Source organism: Paenibacillus sp. 32O-W (assembly GCF_007679495.1).
GTDB lineage: Bacteria > Bacillota > Bacilli > Paenibacillales > NBRC-103111 > Paenibacillus_L > Paenibacillus_L residui.
In genome coordinates this window covers 17977-39909 of sequence record NZ_VEGP01000026.1, presented here as the reverse complement: position 1 = coordinate 39909, position 21933 = coordinate 17977, and the positions used below count along the sequence as shown (strand labels likewise).

Annotated in this window: 22 protein-coding genes and 1 other annotated feature; all 22 genes read right to left on the bottom strand. The window is 49.0% G+C overall.

The features are described from left to right. Window positions 1-6: 6 nt before the first annotated feature. Window positions 7-339: a 50S ribosomal protein L22 gene (gene rplV, locus FS806_RS12235; RefSeq protein WP_144936528.1), complete on the bottom strand. Its 333-nt coding sequence runs from the start codon at window positions 337-339 to the stop codon at window positions 7-9. 43 nt (window positions 340-382) lie between these two features. Next, window positions 383-664 (bottom strand): 30S ribosomal protein S19, encoded by a 282-nt coding sequence (gene rpsS / locus FS806_RS12230; protein WP_144936525.1) that lies wholly within the window; start codon window positions 662-664, stop codon window positions 383-385. Between the two features lie 39 nt (window positions 665-703). Continuing rightward, a complete protein-coding gene (gene rplB, locus FS806_RS12225; RefSeq protein ID WP_144936522.1) occupies window positions 704-1534 on the bottom strand; it encodes a 50S ribosomal protein L2 in 831 nt (276 codons plus the stop codon). Between the two features lie 31 nt (window positions 1535-1565). After that, a complete protein-coding gene (gene rplW, locus FS806_RS12220) occupies window positions 1566-1856 on the bottom strand; it encodes a 50S ribosomal protein L23 (RefSeq protein ID WP_144936519.1) in 291 nt (96 codons plus the stop codon). After that, window positions 1856-2479, bottom strand: a complete 624-nt coding sequence (gene rplD, locus FS806_RS12215) for a 50S ribosomal protein L4 (RefSeq protein ID WP_144936516.1) — start codon at window positions 2477-2479, stop codon at window positions 1856-1858. Before rplD ends, rplW begins: the two co-directional genes overlap by 1 nt. A 24-nt stretch (window positions 2480-2503) precedes the next feature. After that, entirely contained in the window at window positions 2504-3130 is a 627-nt protein-coding gene (gene rplC, locus FS806_RS12210) for a 50S ribosomal protein L3 (RefSeq protein ID WP_144936513.1), read from the bottom strand. 71 nt (window positions 3131-3201) lie between these two features. Then, the gene (gene rpsJ / locus FS806_RS12205; RefSeq protein WP_005544556.1) at window positions 3202-3510 is read right to left on the bottom strand and encodes a 30S ribosomal protein S10; all 309 of its coding nucleotides are present in this window, start codon (window positions 3508-3510) and stop codon (window positions 3202-3204) included. 331 nt (window positions 3511-3841) lie between these two features. Beyond that, complete coding sequence (tuf, locus tag FS806_RS12200; protein ID WP_144936510.1) at window positions 3842-5035, bottom strand: elongation factor Tu; 1194 nt, start codon at window positions 5033-5035, stop codon at window positions 3842-3844. Window positions 5036-5065: 30 nt separating this feature from the next. Further along, a complete protein-coding gene (gene fusA / locus FS806_RS12195; protein WP_144936507.1) occupies window positions 5066-7141 on the bottom strand; it encodes an elongation factor G in 2076 nt (691 codons plus the stop codon). A 42-nt stretch (window positions 7142-7183) separates the two neighbouring features. Continuing rightward, entirely contained in the window at window positions 7184-7654 is a 471-nt protein-coding gene (gene rpsG / locus FS806_RS12190; protein ID WP_144936504.1) for a 30S ribosomal protein S7, read from the bottom strand. A gap of 52 nt (window positions 7655-7706) precedes the next feature. Beyond that, a complete protein-coding gene (gene rpsL, locus FS806_RS12185) occupies window positions 7707-8126 on the bottom strand; it encodes a 30S ribosomal protein S12 (RefSeq protein ID WP_144936501.1) in 420 nt (139 codons plus the stop codon). Between the two features lie 164 nt (window positions 8127-8290). Beyond that, window positions 8291-8545, bottom strand: a complete 255-nt coding sequence (locus FS806_RS12180; protein WP_144936498.1) for a 50S ribosomal protein L7ae-like protein — start codon at window positions 8543-8545, stop codon at window positions 8291-8293. 131 nt (window positions 8546-8676) lie between these two features. Next, on the bottom strand, window positions 8677-12333 hold the full coding sequence (gene rpoC, locus FS806_RS12175) for a DNA-directed RNA polymerase subunit beta' (RefSeq protein ID WP_144936496.1): 3657 nt from the start codon (window positions 12331-12333) through the stop codon (window positions 8677-8679). Window positions 12334-12406: 73 nt separating this feature from the next. Further along, on the bottom strand, window positions 12407-15943 hold the full coding sequence (rpoB, locus tag FS806_RS12170; RefSeq protein ID WP_144936650.1) for a DNA-directed RNA polymerase subunit beta: 3537 nt from the start codon (window positions 15941-15943) through the stop codon (window positions 12407-12409). Between the two features lie 989 nt (window positions 15944-16932). Continuing rightward, complete coding sequence (locus tag FS806_RS12165) at window positions 16933-17535, bottom strand: class I SAM-dependent methyltransferase (RefSeq protein WP_144936493.1); 603 nt, start codon at window positions 17533-17535, stop codon at window positions 16933-16935. Between the two features lie 139 nt (window positions 17536-17674). After that, window positions 17675-18040 carry a 50S ribosomal protein L7/L12 gene (gene rplL / locus FS806_RS12160; RefSeq protein ID WP_144936490.1) on the bottom strand — a complete coding sequence of 122 codons (366 nt, stop codon included), beginning with the start codon at window positions 18038-18040 and terminating at the stop codon, window positions 17675-17677. 54 nt (window positions 18041-18094) lie between these two features. After that, entirely contained in the window at window positions 18095-18604 is a 510-nt protein-coding gene (gene rplJ, locus FS806_RS12155) for a 50S ribosomal protein L10 (protein WP_144936488.1), read from the bottom strand. Between the two features lie 38 nt (window positions 18605-18642). Then, window positions 18643-18790 (bottom strand) — a sequence feature (ribosomal protein L10 leader region). A 46-nt stretch (window positions 18791-18836) separates the two neighbouring features. Further along, on the bottom strand, window positions 18837-19529 hold the full coding sequence (rplA, locus tag FS806_RS12150; RefSeq protein WP_144936485.1) for a 50S ribosomal protein L1: 693 nt from the start codon (window positions 19527-19529) through the stop codon (window positions 18837-18839). 103 nt (window positions 19530-19632) lie between these two features. Continuing rightward, the gene (rplK, locus tag FS806_RS12145) at window positions 19633-20058 is read right to left on the bottom strand and encodes a 50S ribosomal protein L11 (RefSeq protein ID WP_144936482.1); all 426 of its coding nucleotides are present in this window, start codon (window positions 20056-20058) and stop codon (window positions 19633-19635) included. Between the two features lie 137 nt (window positions 20059-20195). Further along, window positions 20196-20729, bottom strand: coding sequence for a transcription termination/antitermination protein NusG (gene nusG, locus FS806_RS12140; protein WP_144936479.1), 534 nt, complete (start codon window positions 20727-20729; stop codon window positions 20196-20198). A gap of 17 nt (window positions 20730-20746) precedes the next feature. After that, the gene (secE, locus tag FS806_RS12135) at window positions 20747-20959 is read right to left on the bottom strand and encodes a preprotein translocase subunit SecE (RefSeq protein ID WP_144936476.1); all 213 of its coding nucleotides are present in this window, start codon (window positions 20957-20959) and stop codon (window positions 20747-20749) included. Between the two features lie 17 nt (window positions 20960-20976). Continuing rightward, on the bottom strand, window positions 20977-21126 hold the full coding sequence (gene rpmG, locus FS806_RS12130) for a 50S ribosomal protein L33 (protein ID WP_144936473.1): 150 nt from the start codon (window positions 21124-21126) through the stop codon (window positions 20977-20979). Window positions 21127-21933 lie beyond the last annotated feature (807 nt).

The window sequence follows — 21933 nt, the reverse complement described above, 5'->3', positions numbered from 1 at the left end:
CCCTCCTTATTTTTCAGATACCACTAACGTAATGTGGCTTGTGCGTTTATTGATACGGCTAGCACGTCCCATAGCACGCGGCCGAAAACGTTTCATGATCGGACCCTGATTTACATAAGCTTGAGCGATATACAGCTTCTCCGGATCCAGGGAATGATTATGCTCAGCATTCGCAATCGCTGCGTTCAAAATTTTCTCCACGACCGGAGAAGCGGCTTTAGGCGTATGACGCAAAATAGCGATAGCTTCTCCCACGTTCTTGCCGCGGATCAGATCGATAACCAATTGAACTTTACGAGGAGCAATGCGAATATATCTTGCACTTGCAGTTGCTTGCATGAGTCTACCTCCTCTCAAACATATCGCTTACTGATTCCGGCTATTAGCGTCTGCCGGTTTTTTTGTCGTCGTCCGTATGCCCTTTGTATGTCCGGGTTGGAGCAAATTCACCGAGCTTATGCCCAACCATGTCTTCCGTTACATACACAGGCACATGCTTTCTGCCATCGTATACTGCAAAAGTATGTCCGACAAATTGAGGGAAAATGGTGGAGCGGCGAGACCAGGTCTTGATCACTACTTTTTTGCTTGTGCTGTCGGCTTCCTCAACCTTCTTAAGCAAATAGCTGTCCACAAACGGTCCTTTTTTCAAACTGCGACCCATAGCTGTTCCTCCCTTCATCCAACCTTACGGATCTGAATATTATTTCGTACGTCCACGTACAATGTACTTACTAGAAGCTTTACCTTTTTTACGGGTTTTGTAACCAAGCGTAGGTTTACCCCATGGAGACATCGGAGATTTGCGTCCGATTGGAGCACGACCTTCACCACCACCGTGAGGGTGATCGTTCGGGTTCATAACTACCCCGCGGACTACCGGGCGTTTGCCCAACCAACGGGAGCGGCCGGCTTTACCGATTTTGAGCAGCTCATGGTCCTCGTTGCCGACAGAACCGATCGTTGCGCGGCAAACCTTGAGAATGCGGCGTACTTCTCCAGAAGATAAACGAACAGTTACGTACTTATCTTCTTTACCAAGAAGCTGAGCCTCTGTTCCAGCAGCACGAACGAGCTGTCCGCCTTTGCCGGGCTTCAATTCGATATTGTGGATAAGCGTACCTACCGGAATATTTTCCAGTGGAAGGCTGTTTCCGACCTTGATATCCGCAGCTGCTCCGGACTCGATTACATCGTTCACCTTCAAACCTTGTGGGGCAAGAATGTAACGCTTCTCTCCGTCTGCATAGTGGATCAAGGCAATATTAGCTGTCCGGTTCGGATCGTACTCGATCGTAGCAACGCGTCCAGGTATTCCATCTTTGTTCCGTCTGAAATCGATAATCCGGTACTTACGCTTATGTCCGCCGCCATGGTGACGAACCGTAATTTTACCTTGGTTGTTCCGTCCTGCCGTCTTGCTCAGCGGAGCCAGCAAAGACTTCTCAGGCGTGCTTGTCGTAATCTCTTCGAAGGTAGATACGTTCATACCGCGTCTTCCCGGAGATGTCGGTTTGTATTTTTTAAATGACATTCGGATTCCCTCCTATCTTCACAAAATGGCCTTAGACCGTTTCAAAGAACTCAAGTTCTTTGCTGTCCGGGCTTAAGGTAACAAAAGCTTTCTTCCAATCCGGTCTGTATCCGGAGAAACGGCCATAGCGCTTCGGCTTGCCGGGCATTCTTAAAGTGTTGACTTTAAGGACTTTCACTTTGAAAATTTCTTCAATCGCCTGCCGAATTTGCGTTTTGTTGGCCTTAATATCCACTTCAAACACGTATTTCTTCTCGGCCATCATATCTGCAGAACGTTCCGTAATTAACGGACGCTTGATAATGTCACGAGGATTTTTCATTACGCAAGAACCTCCTCTACTTTCTCAACCGCTTCCTTCGTAATGATGAGTTTGTCGTGAACCAATACGTCCAATACGTTGATTCCTTCAGCAGTTACAAATTTAACTCCCGGGAGATTACGAGCGGACAATGCCACATTTTCATCGAAGCTCGGAGCGACGATCAGTGCCTTGCGATCGGCCTTCAAATTTTTCAGAATAGCTGCGAATTCCTTCGTTTTAGGCTGATTCATTTGAAGTTGATCCAACACAATAATCTCGTTCTCGATCACTTTAGAAGAAAGAGCTGATTTGATTGCTAAACGGCGAACCTTCTTAGGCAATTTGTATCCATAGCTGCGTGGAGTCGGGCCGAATACAACACCTCCGCCTTTCCACTGCGGCGCACGGATGCTGCCTTGACGAGCGCGACCAGTTCCTTTTTGTTTCCAAGGCTTGCGTCCTCCGCCTCTTACTTCGGAGCGACCTTTAACCTTGTGCGTTCCCTGACGCTGGGAAGCCTGCTGCATAACAACAGCTTCATGAAGCACGTGTTGATTCGGTTCAACTCCGAATACGGCATCGGACAGTTCAACTTCACCAACCTGAGCTCCGCTAACGTTGTATAATGCTACTTTTGGCATGATGAATCCTCCTTTCTCGCAAAATTACTTCTTAACCGAAGATTTGATGCTGACGAAGCTATTTTTAGGTCCTGGAATAGATCCTTTAACCAGAATTACATTGCGCTCCGCATCCACTTTAACGACTTGCAGATTTTGCAGCGTAACGGTTTCCTGACCCATATGTCCCGGTAATTTCTTGCCTTTGGGAACACGGTTGGCTTGAATCGATCCCATCGAACCCGGTCCACGATGATAACGGGAACCGTGAGACATAGGCCCTCTGTGCTGTCCATGTCTTTTGATAGATCCGGCAAATCCCTTACCTTTCGAAGTGCCAGTTACGTCTACGAATTCGCCTTCGCTGAACAGATCTACTTTAATTTCTTGTCCTACCTCATAATCTGCCAACTGAACTCCGCGAAATTCTTTAATGTAGCGCTTAGGTGCTGTGTTCGCTTTTTTGGCATGGCCTGACTCAGGCTTGTTGGCGCGAACTTCCTTCTTATCTTCAAAACCGATCTGAATCGCCTCATAACCGTCGTTCTCCACGTCTTTCTTCTGCAGAACAACACAAGGGCCGGCTTGAATTACCGTTACGGGCAGAACTACACCTTCCGGTGTAAATACTTGAGTCATCCCCAGTTTTCTACCTAAGATACCTTTAGTCATGTTGACACCTCTTTTCCTTTACAATCCTTCTGAAATGAAATATTCGTTACTCGTTGCTTCGATCTTCTATTCTACAGCTTGATTTCGATGTCCACACCGGACGGCAAGTCCAAACGCATGAGCGCATCGACCGTTTGCGGCGTCGGGTTGACAATGTCAATCAAACGTTTATGCGTACGCATTTCGAATTGCTCTCTGGAATCCTTGTACTTGTGAACCGCACGCAGAATCGTGATGATTTGCTTCTCGGTAGGAAGCGGAATCGGTCCGGATACACCTGCTCCCGAACGTTTTGCCGTTTCTACGATTTTCTCGGCGGATTGATCAAGAATTCTGTGATCGTATGCTTTCAAGCGAATACGAATCTTTTGCTTTGCCATAGTAGTCCCTCCTTCTTTCGCCCAAATTATAATCGGACATACTCCGTGAAAATCTCCTGAACACCGTCCATGGCAAAGGGGCCGGGTGTGTCAGCAACCTCTCACATCATCGCAACGTCACAGACCAACGTTCACTATTATATTAAAAACCCAGCAAGAAATCAAGAAAATTTCAAAAAAACTTACTCAAACGCTATTCTTTTATAGAAACAACCAAAGCATTAAGGGCTATAGGCCTTATGCAGCTTCTATGTCGGCTTGAATTCTTCCTCTTCTTAAATCGCAAAGAGAACCTTCACCTATTAAGATGAAGGTTCTCATAATTGCATTATTACTTCACGATTGTAGCAACCGCACCGGCACCTACTGTACGTCCGCCTTCGCGAATAGCGAATTTGGTTCCTTGCTCGATAGCGATCGGAGCAATCAGTTCAACGGTAACGGTGATGTTGTCCCCAGGCATAACCATCTCGGTTCCTTCCGGAAGAGTGATGATTCCTGTTACGTCCGTTGTACGGAAGTAGAACTGAGGACGATATCCGGTGAAGAAAGGCTTATGACGTCCGCCTTCTTCTTTAGTCAGTACGTAGATTTGAGCGGTGAAGCTGGTGTGCGGATTAACGGAACCAGGCTTAGCCAAAACTTGGCCGCGCTCGATTTCTTTACGATCCACACCGCGGAGAAGAGCACCGATGTTGTCCCCGGCTTGAGCGGAGTCAAGCAGCTTACGGAACATTTCTACTCCGGTTACAACGGATTTCTTAGTTTCTTCTACAAGACCAACGATTTCGATCTCGTCGCCCACTTTAACTGTTCCACGCTCTACACGGCCAGTAGCAACCGTACCGCGTCCGGTGATGGAGAATACGTCCTCGACAGGCATCAAGAAAGGCTTGTCAGTGTCGCGCTCAGGAGTCGGAATGTAGGTGTCGATTTGCTCGAACAGCTCGACGATTTTCTGAGCCCATTCTCCGTCCGGATTTTGCAGAGCTTCACGTGCGGAACCACGGATAACCGGAGTGTCATCTCCAGGGAATTCATATTCGCTCAGCAGATCGCGAACTTCCATTTCAACCAGTTCGAGAAGCTCTTCGTCTTCTACCATGTCGCATTTGTTCAGGAAGACTACAATATAAGGTACGCCAACCTGACGGGAGAGCAGGATGTGCTCACGAGTTTGCGGCATAGGACCATCAGCAGCGGATACAACCAGGATAGCTCCGTCCATTTGGGCAGCGCCGGTGATCATGTTTTTAACATAGTCGGCGTGTCCAGGGCAGTCAACGTGAGCATAGTGACGGTTAGCGGACTCATACTCAACGTGGGAAGTAGAGATCGTAATACCGCGCTCGCGCTCTTCAGGAGCTTTGTCGATTTGATCGTAGGAGAATGCTTCTCCGCCGCCGTATTTCCTTGTCAATACAGTTGTGATGGCAGCTGTCAAAGTTGTTTTACCATGGTCAACGTGACCGATAGTTCCGATATTAACGTGCGGTTTTGTACGTTCGAATTTTGCTTTTGCCATGTTTAATAAGCCTCCTTAAAATTAAATATATTAGGCGCCTTTGTTCTTAGCGATGATTTCATCGGCGATAGATTTAGGCACTTCTTCATAATGGGAAATTTCCATAGAGTAAACCCCGCGACCTTGGGTACGGGAGCGGAGAGTCGTGGAGTATCCGAACATTTCGGCCAAAGGTACTTTGGCGCGAATGACTTGGGCTCCTGCGCGTGCATCCATTCCTTCAATGCGTCCGCGGCGGGAGTTCAAATCTCCCATAACGTCTCCCATATACTCTTCCGGTACAGTGACTTCCACTTTCATGATAGGCTCAAGGATGGCAGGATTACACTTATCCTTGGCTGCCTTGAGCGCCATAGATCCGGCAATTTTGAACGCCATCTCACTAGAGTCAACATCATGGTAGGAACCATCAAACAGTGTTGCTTTGATGTCAACCAGCGGATATCCGGCCAAAACCCCGTTCTTCATAGCTTCTTCGATTCCTGCCTGAACAGGAACGACGTACTCCTTCGGAACGGCTCCACCGACAATCTTGTTCTCGAATTGGAAACCAGTTCCCGGCTCAAGAGGCTCGAACTCAACCCATACGTGTCCGTATTGACCGCGTCCACCGGACTGACGTACGAATTTACCTTCGACTTTAGCCGCACTGCGGAAGGTTTCTCTGTAGGCTACCTGAGGCTTACCTACGTTCGCTTCCACCTTGAACTCGCGAAGCATACGATCAACGATAACTTCCAGGTGAAGCTCACCCATACCGGAAATGATCGTCTGCCCTGTTTCTTCATCGGTGTGCGTTCTGAAAGTCGGGTCTTCTTCAGCCAGCTTGGACAAAGCAATACCCATCTTGTCCTGGTCGGCTTTCGTCTTCGGTTCGATAGCTACGTCAATAACAGGCTCTGGGAAGGTCATTGACTCCAGAATAACAGGATTTTTCTCATCACACAAGGTGTCCCCTGTAGTTGTATCCTTCAAACCTACGGCAGCCGCGATATCACCGGCATGAACCTCGGTAATTTCCTGACGGCTGTTAGCGTGCATTTGCAGGATACGTCCCACTCTTTCGCGCTTTCCTTTGGTTGTGTTCAACACATAGGAACCGGAATTCAGAATACCGGAGTAAACACGGAAGAAGGTCAGTTTACCTACATACGGGTCAGTCATAATTTTGAACGCAAGCGCTGCGAAAGGCTCATCATCGGAGGACTTTCTGGTAGCTTCGGTTCCGTCTTCCAAATGCCCCGTAATATCCGGAACATCGGTAGGAGCCGGCAGATAAGCTACGACAGCGTCAAGCATCAACTGAACACCTTTGTTACGGTAAGAGGATCCGCACAGAACCGGAGTGATCTTAACATCGATTACTCCCTTGCGAAGAGCAGCCTTCAGCTCATCTACGCTGATTTCTTCCCCTTCCAGGTATTTCATCGTCAGTTCTTCATCCAGCTCGGCGATTTTCTCTATCAATTCTCCACGAAGCGTTTCAACTTTATCTTGATACTCTGCAGGAACTTCAACCTTCTCAATTTCCTGCCCTTTGTCATCTTTATAGATGTAGGCGCAGTTTTCGATCAGGTCGATAATACCAACAAATTCGCTCTCCGCACCAATAGGGTATTGGATTGCAACAGCGTTGGCCTGCAGTCTTTCACGCATCTGTTCGATGACACCATCGAAGTTTGCACCGATAATGTCCATCTTGTTAACATATGCGATCCGCGGAACGCCATAACGGTCTGCCTGACGCCATACGGTTTCAGATTGGGGCTCTACGCCGCCCTTGGCGCAAAACACACCAACTGCTCCATCCAGTACACGAAGCGACCGTTCAACTTCAACGGTGAAGTCTACGTGACCAGGCGTGTCGATAATATTGATGCGGTGACCTTTCCACTGGGCTGTCGTCGCCGCCGAAGTGATCGTGATTCCACGTTCTTGCTCCTGCTCCATCCAGTCCATAGTAGCGGAACCCTCGTGGGTCTCCCCAATCTTGTGGGTACGACCCGTGTAGAACAGGATCCGCTCCGTCGTGGTAGTCTTACCGGCGTCAATGTGCGCCATGATCCCGATGTTTCGTGTATCTTGTAAGGAGAACTCTCTTGCCATAGTCATTCGTCTCCTTTCTAATATGCTGCCATTTTTGGAATTCTACCAGCGGTAATGAGCAAAAGCTTTGTTAGCCTCAGCCATTTTATGAGTATCTTCGCGCTTCTTAACCGAAGCACCGGAGTTATTGCTGGCATCGATGATTTCCGCAGCCAGTCTTTCCTGCATTGTCTTCTCGCCGCGAAGACGAGAGTAATGCACCAACCAGCGCAAACCAAGCGAAGTGCGGCGCTCAGGCTTTACTTCGATAGGTACTTGGTAGTTGGCACCCCCGACACGACGGGCTTTTACTTCCAATACAGGCATGATGTTCTTCAGCGCTTGTTCAAAAACTTCCATTGGCTCTTTGCCGGTACGTTCTTTAACCGCGTTGAAAGCATCATATAGAATTCTTTGTGCCGTACCTCTCTTACCGTCGATCATAATACGATTGATCAGACGGGTTACCAGCTTGCTGTTGTAAATCGGATCCGGCAATACGTCTCTGCGTGGAACTGGTCCTTTACGTGGCATAGTTATCCCCCTTTCGTTACATTCTTCATCCATTTATCGGATCGAGTCCGGTTTATTTCTTCTCCTTAGGACGCTTCGCTCCGTATTTGGAACGAGCCTGCATCCGGTTGGCTACACCTGCGGTATCCAATGCTCCGCGAACGATGTGGTAACGTACCCCCGGAAGATCTTTAACCCTACCTCCACGCACCAGAACAACGCTGTGCTCTTGAAGGTTGTGCCCGATTCCCGGAATATAGGCGGTTACCTCTACACGGTTACTCAAGCGTACACGGGCATATTTCCTGAGGGCGGAGTTCGGTTTCTTCGGTGTCATCGTGCCCACACGAGTACAAACTCCGCGCTTTTGAGGGGCGTTCAAATCTGTTTCCTCTCTCTTCAGCGCGTTAAACCCTTTTTGCAGGGCCGGAGATTTCGAAGTGTAAACCTTCGCCTTGCGGCCTTTGCGAACTAGTTGGTTAATTGTTGGCATTCATCGCACCTCCTTCCTTTATACTTTCTACTTCCTTGCAGCAAGCCCACAGATCCAGGTGAATCATAAAAAAGCAAAGGAAAGTTTTTGCCCGCAGAAGTACACCATGAAACACTCCGTTTCCGGTGTGCTTCATATAAGGCCTTCCGTTAACAAAAACATATCTATCCTTCATTCACCACTGCAGCCATGGCAGCACCCACTTCGATCCCGCATGCTTTTCCAAGCATTTTCATAGAATCGACATAGGTTACTTTAACCCCCATTTTTTTGCAGAGGTTTACCATTTTCGTTGTTATGCGCGGATCGGCGTCCTTGGCAATAATGACCTCTTCGGCTTTACCAAGCTCCACCATCCTTGTCGCTTGCTTGGTGCCAACGATTAAATGATTTGCCTGCTTAACTTTATCATAAGACATGATTAACTCGTATCCTCCAAAGTACAGGTGAGATCAAATAGGCACACTCCGATATAATATCACTTCAAAAAAACTGTGTCAAGAAAGTTCATGCATGTAATTTCATGAACTTTCTTGACTATCTGGAAGTATTAATTCTGGCTCAATGCAACCTCGCTGCCCGCTTCGGGATCCAAACCGTTCTCTACAGCCTCATCGCCTTCGGGCTCCGTTACCGGCGCATTCGGATCCAGGATGCGTACATTCCGGTACCGCGCCATTCCTGTTCCGGCAGGAATCAGCTTACCGATAATGACGTTCTCCTTAAGACCGAGCAATTGGTCCACCTTGCCCTTGATGGCGGCATCCGTAAGGACACGGGTCGTCTCCTGGAAGGATGCGGCCGACAAGAAGGAGTCGGTCTCCAGCGAAGCCTTGGTGATTCCAAGCAGTACGGGTCTGGCCACTGCAGGCTCAAGCCCGTTAAGCAGCGCTTCACGGTTGGCCGCTTCGTATTCATGGATATCCACATACGAACCCGGCAAGAGCGGTGTATCTCCGGAATCGACGATACGGATCTTACGCAGCATCTGGCGGATCATAACCTCGATATGCTTGTCGTTGATTTCAACGCCTTGGTTCCGGTATACGCGGTGAACTTCTTGCAGAATATAATTCTGAACGCCGCGTATTCCTTTAATCCGCAGCATATCCTTCGGATCGATCGAGCCATCCGTCAGCTCGTCTCCGGCTTCCACCGTCTGTCCCTTCGTTACCCGGATTCGGGAACCGAAGGTTACGGAGTACACCTTGGTCTCCGCCTCGCCCTGGACTTCAATCTCCCGGCGATCTTTGGCTTCGCGGATATCCTTGATCACGCCGTCGACTTCGGTGATGATCGCCTGACCTTTCGGATTCCGGGCCTCGAACAGCTCCTGAATCCGCGGCAAACCTTGGGTAATATCGTCTCCGGCTACTCCCCCGGTGTGGAACGTACGCATCGTCAGCTGCGTTCCAGGCTCCCCGATCGATTGTGCGGCGATAATTCCGACAGCTTCACCTATTTCAACGAACTGACCTGTTGCCAGGTTGCGTCCGTAGCATTTCTTACATACTCCGTGCTTGGCACGGCAGCTCAGCACCGAACGGATTTGCACCTTCTCCACCCCGGCACGTACGATCTGATCGGCAATGGACGCCGTGATCATCTCGTTCCGTCCGACAATGATCTCACCGGTTTCCGGATGTCTTACCGTCTCGAAGGAATACCTTCCCTCAATCCGGTCGTACAGATCCTCGATGACCTCTTTACCGTCCTGAATTTTGGTGACGACAAGACCTTTGTCCGTGCCGCAATCCTCTTCACGGACGATAACATCCTGAGCCACGTCAACCAGACGGCGTGTCAGATAACCCGAGTCAGCGGTACGAAGCGCCGTATCCGACAATCCTTTCCGGGCACCGTGCGTGGAGATAAAGTACTCCAGAACGGTAAGTCCTTCCCGGAAGTTGGACTTGATCGGCAACTCGATGATCCGTCCGGACGGGTTAGCCATTAAGCCGCGCATTCCGCCGAGCTGGGTAATCTGGGATTTGTTACCCCGTGCTTTGGATTCAACCATCATGTTGATGGAGTTGAATTTATCCAGCGATTTCATGAGGATGTCTGTAATGTCATCCTTGGCTTTACTCCAGATGCCGATGACGCGGTCGTACCGTTCTTCATCGGTGATCAGACCTCTGCGGTATTGGTTCGTGACGGTCAGTACCTTCTCTTCCGATGCCTTGATGATCTGGTCTTTCTCTTGAGGCACGGTTACGTCCGCCACGGCAATGGTAATACCGGCGCGAGTCGAGTAAGTAAAGCCCAGGCTCTTGATTTTATCAAGGATTACGGAAGTCTCCGTCGTATGGTAGCGGCGGAAGCATTCCGCAATGATGGCTCCGAGGTATTCCTTGCCTATAGCCGGCTTCTCCTCGGCCTGCATGATGCGCTCGCGGATGTCCACGCCTTTGTCGAACACGAAGTGCTCGTCGGATATTCCATTCAGCAAGTTAGCCTTGGAGGCTTCGTTGATATATGGGAAATCACTCGGGAAGATTTCATTGAATATAATTTTCCCGATGGTAGTAATCAGCATAGCATTTTGCTGCTTTTCCGTGAATGATGTCTTATTAAGGGCCTTGGCCGGAATCCCGACAACCGCATGCAGAGACGCAATTCCGCGCTGATACAGCGAGACGGCCTCATGAACGGATGCCAGTATCATACCCGCCCCGTTGGCTTCCTTATTAGACATCGTCAAGTAGAAGCTTCCCAATACCATATCCTGAGACGGAGTAACGACAGGCTTTCCGTCTTTCGGGTTAAGAATATTGCCGGATGCCAGCATCAGAAGGCGGGCTTCCGCTTGAGCTTCTGCAGACAACGGAACGTGAACCGCCATCTGGTCACCGTCAAAGTCAGCGTTGTAAGCCGTACATACGAGCGGGTGAAGCTTAATGGCACGTCCTTCTACGAGAATAGGCTCGAACGCCTGAATTCCAAGTCTGTGCAGCGTAGGCGCACGGTTCAGAAGAACTGGGTGTTCTTTGATTACTTCCTCCAGAACGTCCCACACTTCCGCGCTGCTTCGCTCTACCTTCCGCTTGGCACTTTTAATGTTATGGGCCAGCCCTTTGTTCACCAATTCCTTCATGACGAACGGCTTGAACAGCTCCAACGCCATTTCTTTAGGTAATCCGCATTGATACATTTTCAGGCTCGGGCCTACAACGATAACCGAACGGCCCGAATAGTCTACCCGTTTACCAAGCAGGTTCTGACGGAAACGGCCTTGCTTTCCTTTAAGCATATGGCTTAAGGATTTCAGAGGACGGTTTCCGGGCCCGGTTACGGGACGCCCGCGGCGGCCGTTATCGATCAGGGCATCGACCGCTTCCTGCAGCATCCGCTTCTCGTTCTGAACAATGATATCTGGTGCACCCAGATCCAACAGGCGCTTAAGCCGGTTGTTCCGGTTAATAACACGCCGATACAGATCGTTCAGGTCGGAAGTCGCAAAGCGGCCACCATCGAGCTGAACCATCGGACGAAGCTCCGGCGGTATAACCGGGAGCACGTCGAGGACCATCCACTCAGGCAGGTTCTTGGAGTTGCGGAAAGCCTCAATGACTTCAAGACGTTTAATCGCACGATTCCTGCGCTGACCCTGAGCGGTCTTGAGTTCTTCTTTAAGAGAATCTAATTCCTTCTCTATATCGATGTCCTGAAGCAGCTTCTTGATCGCTTCGGCACCCATTCCCGCCTGGAAAGCATATCCGTATTTCTCGCGGTAGCTGCGGTATTCCTTCTCCGATAGCAGCTGCTTCTTCTCCAGCGGCGTATCTCCCGGATCGGTCACGACATAGGAGGCGAAATAAATCACTTCCTCCAAGGAACGCGGCGACATGTCCAAAGCCAGGCCCATCCGGCTCGGAATGCCCTTGAAATACCAGATGTGGGAGACAGGAGCAGCCAGCTCAATATGGCCCATCCGCTCACGGCGAACCTTCTGACGGGTGACCTCTACACCGCATCGGTCACAGACGACTCCTTTATAGCGGACCCGCTTGTATTTACCGCAATGACACTCCCAATCCTTGGTCGGTCCGAAGATCTTTTCGCAGAACAACCCTTCTTTCTCGGGCTTTAACGTTCTGTAGTTGATCGTCTCCGGCTTTTTGACTTCCCCTCGCGACCAGGAACGAATCTTCTCAGGCGATGCCAATCCGATCTTCATATACTCAAAGTTGTTAACGTCGATCAAGGAGCAACCCTCCTTAGAAATGTGCATTACTCTTCAAACTAGCGACCGTGTGTCGTCCAAAGCTGAAACCGGGCTATTCTACGCCCAGTTCAGCTCCTTCCAGATTGAGGTTGAGCTTGTCACTGCCCGTGTCATCCTCATCATCTATTTCCTTCATTTCGATTTCTTCTTCGTTCTCAGTCAGGATCTTGACGTCCATACCTAAGCTTTGCAGCTCTTTGATCAATACTTTAAACGATTCAGGAACACCTGGCTCCGGCACATTCTCGCCTTTGACAATGGATTCGTAGGTTTTCACCCGGCCGACCACGTCATCGGACTTGACCGTAAGGATTTCCTGAAGGGTATAGGCCGCGCCATAAGCCTCCAGCGCCCATACCTCCATCTCACCGAACCGCTGTCCGCCAAACTGCGCCTTACCACCCAGCGGCTGCTGGGTAACGAGGGAGTATGGCCCTGTGGAACGGGCATGGATCTTATCATCGACCATGTGTGCCAGCTTGATCATGTACATGACGCCAACGGTGACCTCGCGTTCGAACGGCTCTCCTGTCCGTCCGTCGTAGAGAATGGTCTTACCGTTCCGCTGCATTCCGGCTTCTTCCATCGTATCGAATACGTCATACTCGGTGGCTCCATCAAAGACAGGGCTCGCGGTATGAATGCCGAGCAGCTTGGCTGCCATCCCGAGGTGAACCTCCAGAACCTGACCAATATTCATCCGGGAAGGAACCCCAAGAGGGTTCAGAACAACTTCTACAGGCGTTCCGTCCGGCAGGAAAGGCATATCCTCCTCAGGCAGAATCCGGGCCACAACCCCTTTGTTCCCGTGACGTCCGGCCATCTTGTCGCCCTCGGAAATCTTCCGTTTCTGAGCGATATATACCCGTACAAGCTGGTTGACTCCAGGAGGCAGCTCATCGCCATTCTCCCGGGTAAACACTTTAACGTCAACGACGATTCCGTCTGTTCCGTGCGGCACTCTTAAGGAGGTGTCTCTGACTTCACGTGCCTTCTCACCGAAGATCGCGTGCAGCAGGCGCTCCTCTGCAGTCAGTTCCGTTACCCCTTTAGGAGTGACTTTCCCGACCAGAATGTCCCCGGCGCCAATTTCCGCACCGACCCGAATAATTCCCCGTTCATCCAGATTCTTCAACGCCTCTTCCCCGACGTTAGGAATATCCCGGGTGATTTCTTCCGGTCCGAGCTTGGTATCCCGCGCCTCGGACTCGTATTCCTCAATATGAATAGACGTATACACGTCTTCCTTAACCAGTTTTTCGCTCAGCAGAATGGCATCCTCGTAGTTATAGCCTTCCCATGTCATGAACGCTACGACAACGTTACGGCCGAGAGCCAATTCGCCCTGCTCGGTGGAAGGACCGTCCGCCAGAATATCTCCGACTTTGACGATATCCCCGCGCTTGACGAGCGGCCGCTGGTTGATGCAAGTCCCTTGGTTAGAGCGGAAAAATTTGTGCAGCTTATACTTGATAAGATCTCCGCTTACCTTCTTGCCATCTATGGTCTCCTGGCGGCGAAGCCAGATTTCATTCGCGGAAGCTTTCTCGATTACACCATCGTGCTTGGCAACGACACAGACTCCCGAATCTTTAGCCACTTTATGCTCCATACCGGTTCCGACTAACGGAGCTTGCGGAACGAGCAAAGGCACCGCTTGCCGCTGCATGTTCGAACCCATCAGCGCACGGTTCGAGTCGTCGTTCTCCAGGAACGGAATCAACGCCGTCGCTACAGATACAACCTGCTTAGGCGAAACGTCCATATAGTCAACCCGATCGCGCGGAAGAGTCAGAATATCATCCTTATAGCGGATAATTACGTTCTCGTTCACGAACGTACCTTCCGGAGACAGCTCCGCATTCGCCTGAGCAATAACGTAATTATCTTCCTCATCGGCGGTCAGATAGGCAATCTTGTCCGTGACGACTCCCGTTTGCGGATCCACCCAACGATACGGAGCCTCAATAAAGCCGTATTCGTTGATTCTCGCAAAGGTTGACAAAGAGTTGATCAGACCGATGTTCGGTCCTTCCGGCGTCTCAATCGGACACATCCGTCCATAGTGAGAGTGGTGAACGTCCCGAACCTCCAGCCCGGCGCGTTCTCTTGTCAATCCGCCAGGTCCCAAAGCAGAGAGACGGCGCTTGTGCGTCAGCTCAGCCAGCGGGTTCGTCTGGTCCATAAACTGGGACAGCTGAGAGCTTCCGAAGAACTCCTTGATCGAAGCGATCACCGGACGAATGTTAATCAGCGCTTGCGGCGTAATGACATTGGCATCCTGAATGGACATCCGCTCCCGCACAACACGTTCCATCCGGGACAGACCGATCCGGAACTGGTTCTGCAGCAATTCTCCGACAGACCGGAGACGGCGGTTGCCCAGATGGTCAATATCATCCGTACTGCCGATACCATGAAGCAAATTAATAAAGTAGTTAATGGAGGAAATAATATCGGCAGGCGTAATATGCTTTACTGATTTATCAATATTCCCGTTGGAGATGACCTTGATGACCTTGCCATCTTCATAAGGGGAGAATACGTCAATGCATTGCAGCGGAATATCATCCGACTCGGTTACCCCGCCATTTACCGGAAACTCCTTCAAATTGACGCCTTCTTCCAAATAAGGAAGAATTTTGTCCAGGAGTCTGCGGTCAAGCATTTGGCCCGTCTCTGCAATAATCTCACCCGTTTCGGGGTCGAACAGCGTTTCAGCAAGGCGCTGGTTGAACAGACGGTTCTTGATATGAAGCTTCTTATTGATCTTGTAACGTCCGACATTAGCCAAATCGTATCTTTTCGGATCAAAGAATCTGGCTACGAGCAAGCTCTTGGCGTTATCCAACGTCGGCGGCTCGCCGGGACGCAATCTCTCATAGATTTCGATCAAAGCTTTTTCCGTGGAATCCGTATTATCCTTGTCCAGCGTATTACGGATGTACTCATCTTCGCCGAGGAGGTCGAGTATTTCGGCATCCGTGCCGAAACCAAGAGCTCTCAGCAGAACGGTTACCGGAATTTTCCGAGTCCGGTCAATCCGCACATAGATGATATCCTTGGCGTCTGTTTCCAGCTCCAACCAGGCCCCCCGGTTGGGAATAACCGTAGCCGTATAGGTGGTTTTGCCGTTTTTATCAACTTTCGTACTAAAATAGACACTAGGGGAGCGTACTAGCTGACTGACGATTACCCGTTCCGCCCCGTTAATAATAAAAGTGCCTGTTTCCGTCATCAGAGGGAAATCCCCCATGAACACTTCCTGTTCCTTAACCTCACCCGTCTCTTTGTTAATAAGACGGACCTTCACCCGGAGAGGAGCTGCATAAGTGACATCCCGCTCTTTGGCGTCGTCGACCGTATATTTGGGCTCGCCCAAACTATAGTCGATAAACTCCAAAACCAAGTTTCCCGTGAAATCTTGAATTGGCGATATGTCTTGAAACATCTCCCGAAGGCCTTCCTCCAGAAACCAATCGTATGATTTCTGTTGAATTTCGATCAGGTTAGGAATCTCCAGCACTTCATTAATACGTGCATACGACCTGCGTGTGCGTCGACCATATTGAACAAGATGACCCGCCAACATTCTTCACCCCTCGTGACTACTCAAATTATGTTGCTAAAACTTCCGGAGCCTGTTCATAGAGAACAACTCCGCTCACCAAGCTATATAAGACGGTCAAATCTGGAGCGAATGAAGCATAGTCTCTTATATAGCGAAAAGACATCTAACGAGGCCCCTTTCGCAGTAGAAAGCGGCCGCATGAGAAGCGGTTAACGCGGAAAGAACTGCTCCGGATCCCTCTGAATCCTTAACCCTTCCGCTGTATAGGAAAACTCCTCTCGGAGTATTTCGAGGATGAGCGACCGCACTAGAGGAAATTGACCGCTCCCGAATTTCAGATCCGCTTAATTTAAGGCGAACCCCTTTCGAGTTGTCGAGAAAAGCTGTAGTATAGAGGAACGACCGCCCTCGATATAGCTTCAACAGAGCTTTTCTTAACATCAAAATAGAATTTGAAGTCGTCCGGAAAGCAGATACCTACAAATTCTACCGCGGGCAAAAATACTACTCATTATTTAAGTCCCTCTTAAGCGGTCATCGGAAAGTCGTTCACGAACATCTGATGAACAAAACCTTTCCGATGGAATAAACTAGAAAAAGCTTCATTAGAAGCCTTCCTTTTTGAACTTTTTTTCCAAAAAAGCCCAGTCGTAATTCTCTCTGTATTTCATTATGCCCTTAGTAAATATCCCATAATCTTCAAAACGGCAGATTGGACTAAATCTTTCCATTTCTTGTCCTTTGGGTAAAAAAATATCGCACCTCTCTTCCGCAATTCTGTAGAAGATAAAAAATGCTTGACATTTTAATTAACTAAAGACATAAAGCCTATTTTATGCTGACATTTTATAATAATAACATATCTGGAGAGTAGAGTCAATGAAGGAAGCAAAAAAGACTTCATAACTACTCCTTTTCTTTAAACGGCGATCCATGAAAATAACTACAGATTTTCAAATGCTCCATTTAAACCTTTCTAACCCGACTCAACCGAAAACCATTTGTTATCAGACGGTTTTGGTCGCTTTAAATATACGGTACCCTTTATCCTTGGTTATTTCCTCCACCTGACCAAACATTTCTTCCAGCTTCAGCTTGGCGGAAGGAGCTCCCTGCTTTTTCTGAATAACCACCCACAACTGTCCGGAAGGAAGCAAACAATGATACGCCTGTTCGAAAATTTGATGAACGACCGCCTTGCCCGCACGTATGGGAGGGTTCGTCAGAATGCAATGAAACCGGTCATCCAATACCTGTTCCAGCATGTTGCTTTGCATAACTTTAACGTTGGCCAAGCCATTACGTCTTGCATTCTCACGAGCTAACTCAACGGCGCGCTCGTTAATATCGATCATCGTCACCGATCCAAGGCTCACCTCTGCCGCCACAGCGATACCGATCGGACCGTAGCCGCAGCCGACATCCAGCACCTTGGCATCTTCCGCAACTTCCACCGACTCGATCAGCAATCGGCTTCCGAAATCAATCGCGTTCTTCGAGAAGACCCCTGCATCCGTAACAAATTGAAAATCCCGGCCCCGCAGGCTTTGTCTAATCATTCGCAAATCGTGAGCGGCGACCGGTTTCGGCGTATAGTAGTGATCGGACATCTAAATTCCTCCCTGCATCGGTGATTAGTTCATCCCTTTATTTCCAAATCCGGTGCCGATCCGGGATAACCGCATCCACGCCGACTAAGGAAAGACCCTTTGAAGAACAAACTTCAAAGGGTCCATATAGGAAACTGCATTATTTTACTTCAACAGTTGCTCCTGCTTCTTCCAGCTTAGCTTTGATAGCTTCAGCATCTTCTTTGGATACTTTCTCTTTGATCGGCTTCGGTGCGCCGTCAACCAGATCTTTAGCTTCTTTCAGGCCAAGACCAGTGATTTCGCGAACCACTTTGATAACGTTGATCTTGGATCCGCCGGCATTAGCCAGGATTACGTCGAATTCGCTTTGCTCTTCAGCTTCAGCAGCAGCACCGGCTCCGCCGATAACCGCTACAGGAGCGGCAGCCGTTACGCCGAATTCTTCTTCAATTGCTTTAACCAGGTCGTTCAGTTCCAAAACGGACATGCCTTTAATGGCTTCTAAAATTTGCTCTTTACTCATGGTTAAACCTCCAATATAGTATAATATCTTATCCTTATCGTTTCTTCCGTCAGCTTAAGCTTCCGCTCCGCTCTCCTGCTTCTCCGCCACAGCTTTAACTGCAAGCGCAAAGTTGCGGACAGGTGCTTGAAGCACGCTGAGCAACATGGACAGAAGACCTTCTCTGGAAGGAAGATCCGCCAGTTCCTTGATCTGGCTGATGTCCACGATTTTGCCTTCGACAATACCCGCTTTAATGCTCAGCTTGTCGTTCTTCTTGGCAAAATCGGACAAAATCTTGGCAGGTGCGACGACATCCTCTTTACTGAATGCAATCGCTGTTGGTCCCGTCAGAGCGGTGTCCAGCTCCGTCAGTTCAGCTTCTGCCGTAGCACGGCGTACCAACGTATTCTTAAGGACCTGGAATTCCACTCCCGCTTCACGCAGCTGCTTACGAAGCTCGGTTACCTGGGCCACATTCAAACCGCGATAGTCTGCTACGATCGTACAACTGCTTTCGCGAAGCTTGCTTACCACCTCGGAAACCAGCTGTTGTTTCTGTTCACGAACTTTTGCATTACCCATCTGTTACACCTCCTGGTACTTAGTTGCTAGGATGGAGCGTTACAAATAGAAAAGCCTTCGCAGACAGTACGAAGGCATGATGATTCGAGATTCCGTAACGAAATACGAAACTATATCATAACACCTCGGCAGGAAATTAAGCTTGCAATAAGCACCTGCTGTCTACGGCAGCATATTCAATTTCAGAAAACCTCACTTAGAGTAGCATAGATGACTGTTTGAAGTCAACCGCTTATCTAAAAGATTGAAGGTTTAATTTCACGCTCGGCCCCATAGTGGACGAAATCGCTGCACTCTTCAAGTAAACCCCTTTAGCCGCAGCAGGCTTGCTTCTGACCAGTGCTTCGACTAATGCACGCAGGTTCTCGGTCAGCTTCTGTTCGTCGAAAGAAACTTTCCCTACAGGCGCATGAATTTGTCCTGCTCTGTCAAGACGGTACTCAATCTTACCGGCCTTGATTTCCTGGACAGCTTTCGCTACGTCGAAGGTTACGGTTCCCGCTTTCGGGTTCGGCATCAGACCTTTCCCCCCGAGCAACCGTCCCAATTTCCCTACTTCACTCATCATGTCCGGAGTTGCCACACAGACATCGAATTCGAACCAGCCTTGTTGGATTTTGTTGATCATGTCCTGATCGCCTACAAAATCAGCGCCGGCGCTTTCGGCTTCCTTGGCTTTCTCTCCTTTGGCAAAAACCAAAACCCGCTTGGTTTTACCCGTACCGTGCGGCATAACAACTACGCCGCGAACCGCTTGGTCCTGCTTCTTGGGGTCAACTCCCAGACGCACGGCAACTTCTACTGTCTCATCAAATTTAGCAGAGGCCATCTTCTTCACAAGAGCAACAGCTTCCGCAGGCTCATATTGAGCATCTGCATCAACCAGCTTGACTGCCTCCGAATATTTCTTACCATGTTTAGGCATTTGGTTTCCTCCTTCGTGGTATTAACGGATAATCCTCCCACGGTTATGCGGATAATTACCGCCACTTATTGCATTCATTATTGCGGGAAGCATTCGGTAAATCTTAATCTTCAATCTTGATTCCCATGCTGCGGGCAGTTCCTTCTACCATACGCATAGCGGCTTCCACCGATGCAGCATTCAAATCAGCCATTTTGGATTCGGCGATTTCACGAACTTTGTCGCGTTTTACCGTTGCTACCTTAACCTTGTTAGGCTCGCCGGAGCCTTTCTCGATTCCTGCTGCTACACGCAACAGTACGGCTGCCGGAGGAGTTTTGGTTACGAACGTGAAAGAACGGTCTTCGAAAACAGACAGCTCTACCGGAATAACCAAACCAGCCTGATCGGCCGTACGAGCGTTAAATTCCTTACAGAATGCCATGATGTTGACACCTGCTTGACCTAGAGCCGGACCTACTGGCGGAGCCGGATTAGCTTTACCAGCGGGAATTTGCAGCTTAACGACTTTGATTACCTTCTTTGCCATGTGAGACACCTCCTTGCACTTAGTGTGGTCTAACGGGATGTTTCCCTCCCACCAATGAAGGCCTATCCCAATCCAGATAGACCTGGCATAACCTTATGAGAAGAAGAGAACAAGCGAAGAGCACCCGGCCGGGTTCTCTACAGTTTCTCCACCTGATGGAAGTCAAGCTCCAACGGGGTTTCTCTTCCAAACATGTTTACATGCACCTTTAGCTTACTTTTGTCAGGCAAAATCTCCTCAACGGATCCCACAAAATCGGCAAAAGGACCCACTTTAACACGAACCGTCTCTTTCAAGTCAAAGTCAATCTTCGGCTTAGGCTCTTCCATTCCCATATGCTTCAGAATAGAATCCACTTCTTCCGGCAACAGTGGAATCGGCTTGGAACCGGAACCTGTAGAACCGACAAAACCAGTCACTCCCGGCGTGTTGCGAACCACATACCAGGAATCGTCCGTCTGGATCATCTCTACAAGAACATAACCGGGATACACTTTGCGCATGACGGTTTTCTTCTTGCCGTCTTTGTTGACTACTTCTTCTTCCATCGGAACAAGCACGCGAAAGATCTTGTCCATCATGTTCATCGATTCGACGCGCTTCTCCAGATTGGCCTTAACCTTGTTCTCGTAGCCGGAATAAGTGTGAACAACGTACCATCTTTTTTCCATAAAGGTCACCCCGGTCCCTATTCCGTTATCAAACGGACTATATTGGAAATCCCAAGGTCGAGAATAGTAAAGTAGATCGTTACGAAAATAACGGTAACCAACACGACAAGAGTATAGCTCACCATTTCTTTACGATTGGGCCACTTGACTTTCTTCAGCTCAGCCCAGCTATCCGCAAAGTAGGAAAAGGTGGAGCCGAAGCCTCGCTTGATTCTACCTAAAAAAGCCATTGCTGCACCCCCACTGCTTACCTTGTTTCGCGATGAAGCACGTGTTCATTGCAAAACTTGCAATATTTCTTCATCTCCATGCGGTCCGGATGGTTCCGCTTGTTCTTATTGGACGTATAGTTACGCTGTTTACAGTTAGTACATGCCAACGTAATGATTACCCGCATGATCACACCCCCCTGGTAGACAACCTTCTTAATAAAGAACCCCCGATTGTCTGAGGAGAGCCTGACAATTTAGGGTTACTGAATTAATTTATCATACCGCGATTTTCATGTCAAGGAATGGATCATTACCATTATTCTCTTACCTAAGGATTAGTAAACCTAGAACTCCAATATTTACATATGTACTATAATTTATACTAGGATAACCCTACAAAGTGACGAGCATTGCCTTAGCAAGCTTTTCCGCCAGAGATGTTTAACTGGATTTCATACAGCTAGTTCCTCTGTAGCGAAAGTCGGTAACTAAGTGGAAAAACCGCAGCTCATTGTGCAAAACGGGCGATTCAGCAAGAAACCTCGATTCTAACTACAGTTTTTCCATTTACTTTAATGGCTTTCTACCATTCGCTTGATTTTACCTGCACAAATTACATTTAGAGCCTGTCGATTCATTGTGAGAAAGGCGTTCAACAGGATACTGTACCAGTAAAAATCCAACAGCGAAAACGTAACGGAACTGGTAGACCCTATTTCGTCAAAATAGGCGCTTTTTTTAGACTAACGGACACCGTTGCGCTTATTGCCTAGAATTCTCCTACTTCCGCGAACATTTCTTGGGAATAAGGTCATCTGGTTCCGTTAAAATTACCGAAAGGCCCTTTTGGTACGATTAAGGTCTCTGGGGTCCGTTAAAACCAAACTGCGTAGGATTTTCGCATGACCTTTGGTCATCTCGAAGATGAATAACCCGGTATTAGAGGCGGCCACTTTCTAACGGGGTAAAAAAATAACTTTCCGCCCAACATG